Source organism: Hydrocoleum sp. CS-953 (assembly GCF_002260545.1).
Classification (GTDB): domain Bacteria; phylum Cyanobacteriota; class Cyanobacteriia; order Cyanobacteriales; family Microcoleaceae; genus Trichodesmium.
The window spans coordinates 1-5,193 of record NZ_LGSU01000878.1; the positions used below are offsets into that span (position 1 = coordinate 1).

1 protein-coding gene and 1 pseudogene are annotated in these 5,193 nt (G+C 35.1%); both read right to left on the reverse strand.

Annotation, left to right across the window (positions count from 1 at the left end; all coding sequences use genetic code 11):
* Positions 1-1,541: 1,541 nt before the first annotated feature.
* Positions 1,542-1,841, reverse strand: coding sequence for an SWIM zinc finger family protein (locus AFK68_RS11585; protein WP_246844132.1), 300 nt, complete (start codon positions 1,839-1,841; stop codon positions 1,542-1,544).
* A 2,522-nt stretch (positions 1,842-4,363) separates the two neighbouring features.
* Positions 4,364-5,193: pseudogene (locus AFK68_RS11595) on the reverse strand (IS630 family transposase); the annotation flags it as partial.

A 5,193-nucleotide genomic window follows, 5' to 3' on the forward strand; every position in this document is an offset into this window, starting at 1 on the left:
AGAATATTTTAACTACTAATTTAGTCATAAAAAAACCACACACAGTTGTTTATTACCCCTTCGTAAACCTCTCAGGACTAGACTGATTAACTCAACTGTGCCTTATATCACTTAAGTCTATTCACTTGTAGAAAGTCAAACCGGAATAGCTCAGTAATATAAGTCACACAGTAGTCAAAACCAGGCTAGTGATGCGCGTAAGGACTCAACACAAGGACGGCGATCCACCGCCCAAATTGCAAGGCTGTTGACCAACTATTAAACTGTGGGTGGTGTTAGTATTATAACAAACTTTTCTTAATTTCGATTAGGAGCGATCGCTTGAAATATAGGAATTGAGTAGGAAGAAGAAAGAAAGTTACAGGACTTAGGCAAAAGTACTATATATAGAGTTGAAAAACTATAACGTTATAGTTTTTAACACTATATCTATTTNCCGCCCAAATTGCAAGGCTGTTGACCAACTATTAAACTGTGGGTGGTGTTAGTATTATAACAAACTTTTCTTAATTTCGATTAGGAGCGATCGCTTGAAATATAGGAATTGAGTAGGAAGAAGAAAGAAAGTTACAGGACTTAGGCAAAAGTACTATATATAGAGTTGAAAAACTATAACGTTATAGTTTTTAACACTATATCTATTTTATCTTTGTAAATCCTAAATTAAAAATATCACGACTTACCCAAAATATCAACTCAGAGACTATTTGTAGGTGTGAACTGCTGTTAACTCCTACTGGATATGGTAGTTCTGTGTAAGTCGTGAATATATAGCGCTACGCAAATAGGTTTTTGTTTTTTTAGTACACCAACAAATCTTTAATGGTCTGTTACGACGGATTGTTAAATCCCTTTCAGAGTATGAATTTAAGTTTTCTAACGCACCCTACTAGACCGACACAGTTAAAACTGTGTACTCTTATTTTTGTTTATAGGTGTCTTTTTCTCCCCACCCGGACCACACTTCCTACCCAGACCACACTCCCCATCTAACGCACCATTTAAGGTGTGTCAGTCCACTACTGGAATGTTTCAGCTAAAGGTACTTAGACATTTTATGGTAGAAAAAAGTCCTCAAAGTTAATATAGAGAAGGTAATTACGTCGATGCCTTAAAAATGGCTAGAACCTCTGCTTCTATAGGGATTTATACCTTTTTGACGTAAAAGCCTTTGCTCGTATATAATTTTAGGCTGTTTTCTGGTTATATTTTGTTTAAGTCCCACTAAAACTGTGCATTAGGGTAGGGACGTTGCATAAGGGCGTCCGTACCTGAGAAAGACTGTTGTTGGGTTTCCGTCCCTCAACCCAACCTACTGGCGCGTCTGTTACGATGGATTGTTAAATCCCTTTCATAGTCTAAATTTTAGCCGTCTAACCCACCCTACTAGACTGTTTCAACTAAAATAGTGCATTAGGGAGTAGGGGAGTAGGGGAGTAGGGGAGAAAGATTGTTGTTGGGTCTCAGAACGAAACCCAACAACAATCTATTGCAACATTTAAGATGAAACAATCCACTACTAAACTGCTGAATTCTAAATTCTAAATTCTAAATTCTAAATTCTGACGAGCCTGCTGCATCCGTAAGGCCAAAATATGTTCACAAGGCCCCTGATACAATTTATTCTGCTGATACCAATTACAATTACACTGCGCCTCAATTATCCGCTCATCGCGATCGACACTTAAAGAAGGAGAAAAAATTCTCCCCCTATCCCTCACACTTCCTTCAATACTCAAAACCCCATTAATATCATTTACATAATTTACCTCAACAGCATTTTCTTGCAAAAACCTATTAGCACTTTCTTCCCGTTCATTTGCAAACCTTAACCTCTCCATTGGTAGAGCTTCCCGACTTAATTCTCGGACTCGATAAACCTGTTTATTCAAATCATAAATTACTCGTCCAGCTTGAGTATAAGCACCCAAAGCACCCAATACAGAAGTACGACTTAAATTAAGTCTTTTTGCCAAACTATCAGCAGTTTCANTGCAAAAACCTATTAGCACTTTCTTCCCGTTCATTTGCAAACCTTAACCTCTCCATTGGTAGAGCTTCCCGACTTAATTCTCGGACTCGATAAACCTGTTTATTCAAATCATAAATTACTCGTCCAGCTTGAGTATAAGCACCCAAAGCACCCAATACAGAAGTACGACTTAAATTAAGTCTTTTTGCCAAACTATCAGCAGTTTCAAACCAGTTTTCTCGCAACCCATTAAATATTATTTTCTGAGTCCATTCATCCACATCAGCGCGGGGTGCCATTAAGTCAAAATTACCAGCTTGCGCCCAATCATTTGCCGTCCATCCTGATAATCCTAAAGTAAAAGACATATCTCCTAAATCTGCTACATAAAAAGACGGCATTCCTGTTCCTAATAAATGAACAGTAAATTTATTAGCAATAGGAATTAAACGTTCTAAAATATGCAGTCTTCTTCGCCCCCAAGTTCGGATTTGTTGAGGAGAATTTCCGGTGTAAATTGAACGGTGACAAATTATTTCTAAATTCCAAGGTTCAAATACTATTTCTATTGGTTCTCCTGGTTCTANTACATAAAAAGACGGCATTCCTGTTCCTAATAAATGAACAGTAAATTTATTAGCAATAGGAATTAAACGTTCTAAAATATGCAGTCTTCTTCGCCCCCAAGTTCGGATTTGTTGAGGAGAATTTCCGGTGTAAATTGAACGGTGACAAATTATTTCTAAATTCCAAGGTTCAAATACTATTTCTATTGGTTCTCCTGGTTCTAAAAAGTAGCGAATGCTGCGAGGTCCGTGTTTTTCTTTGTGGCGACGCAAAACCAAACACATATTATAAATATCCATTGGGTGGAGGTCGAATTTTGTCGCAGGTAATGACATAGCTGAACTGACTTGTAAAAATCCTCTTACCCAACTATCGGGGAGGTCTATTTTTACTTCTTTAAAAGTTTCTTCGTTGGTAGTTTTAACTTCAAAACCGGAAGGATCTACTTGGAGTTCTGTTGTTTTATAACTACGAATTTTTTGGAATTCTTGATAGAGGGCAGCGGAATAGTCAATGTTAGTAGTTCCGCAGGCAAAATCATTGATATTTTTGAATACTTCATAACTTGCTCCAAGTCTTCCATAAGTTGATTCGTCAACACTGAAACATTCAAAGAAAATTTCATCGGGATGAACAGTTATTACTGGGTCGAAAACGAACCAAGCATCATAATCAACTTTATAAAGATATTGAAAGAATTTTTTTTTAGCTTGGTAAAAAGGTTTTAAACGTTGTTGTCGGTTTTTGTTTAGTTGGTTTAATTCTGTACTAATTTCTGTTATTTTTTGAGCTACTTCTTGACGTTTAGCTGTGATATTTTCCCAGTCTATTTCATCTTCTTGTTGGGCACGCCATTCTTTATAAGCAGTTTTGTCTTTTGGTTTATATCGGAGGTCGGAAACTACTACGTCATGTAAGGCGCTGATAGCTTCACGAAATGCGACATTTTTTCCTAGTTCGCCGACAAAATAGGTAGGTTCTCTTTTAGTATCTGGAGAGAATGACATTTGGGTATTTTTGCCATTGTCAGTGACACCTGTATTGCCTTTATAAGAGTAATTAAATTCCATAATTTTTTTTGTAATTTATTGAATAATTTTAACAGGGTTTTTGTTATATCATTTCTCCATGAAGTTGCACTTCATAAAAGATAAGAGCTATCAGTAAAATTCAACTCTGGGTAAGAGGTATTAAGTGGATTACTGTAATTGATAATTAATTTAACTATTCCGGTATAGTTTCTAGATTTTAGATGAAGCGAGAAGGGTAGCATCACCTTACCTAACTTTGATTGATAATTAATTTAACTATTCCGGTATAGTTTTTAGATTTTAGATGAAGCGAGAAGGGTAGCATCACCTTACCTAACTTTGATTGATAATTAATTTAACTATTCCGGTATAGTTTTTAGATTTTAGATGAAGCGAGAAGAGTAGCATCACCTTACCTGACTTNTAGATTTTAGATGAAGCGAGAAGGGTAGCATCACCTTACCTAACTTTGATTGATAATTAATTTAACTATTCCGGTATAGTTTTTAGATTTTAGATGAAGCGAGAAGAGTAGCATCACCTTACCTGACTTTGATTGATAATTAATTTAACTATTAAGGAAAAAGTAAGAAGTAAAAAGGAGTAAATTTGGAAAAAAAGAGGAAAATGCTATAAAAAGCTGTCTAAAATGAATTGGAGCAGCTCTTTTTAAGCGTATGGGAGCGACATCTATCTTCTTGTAGCATTCTTTTTTCAAAATGGTATAATAACTTGATTTTAATTGATACTTCGACTCTGTTGTCAACCCTCTTTTGAGACATCTATAGCAGGCCTAAATAGGTTGTGGCAAAATTCCATACTGAAAAAGTTTAGGAAAGTCAAATATTTGACCATCTGCAAAAAACTTAAATAGCCACTTAACTATTTTAAAAGAACTACAAAGATGATAAAATTGTCTGATGAAATTTTTGGTTTGTAACCAAATATCTTCTACTGGATTTTGTTCCGGGGCATTCGGGGCAAATTTTGTACAATTTATCAACCATTTTTCTTCGGGTTTTTCTTGATTAATTAACATCAAATATTCTCGATAGCGTAGCTCCTCCGCAGGAGGCAACTCTTGGGAGTTATGATAAGTTGCACCGTCCCAAAATATTGCTAATCTTTTTCCTGGTCTTTGCTCTTGTAAATATTTAACATTCTTCAATAGTATTTTCAGTATTTCCACTCTTATATTCTTACACAATAAATTCCTTAGTTTGATAATCTAAGGCTCCATAATAAGTTTGTCTTTCTTTTTCATTTTTAATCGGAATTTCTATTCTTTTATCTGTTCTTCCCCAAGTATAGCTTAAGAGATCACCCCATAATAGGTGACATTCATCAATCATAAATACTGTAAGTTTTTCAGCTTCTATTTCTGGTTGCCATTTAGTCAATAATTCCTCTATTTCTTTTTTTTTTTGCTTTTACTAATTCATCATTTTTAGCGGGATTGTTCTTTTGAGTTTTTTTCCAAGTTATTCCCGCTTCTTTGAGTAAATTATAATAACTTTGATTAGACTCAAAAACTACATCATATTGCTTCTTTAAATATTTTTGTAAATCTGACAATCTTAGGTAATTTTGTGCCCTCACCCACTCAATTATTTGCTCTTTTTC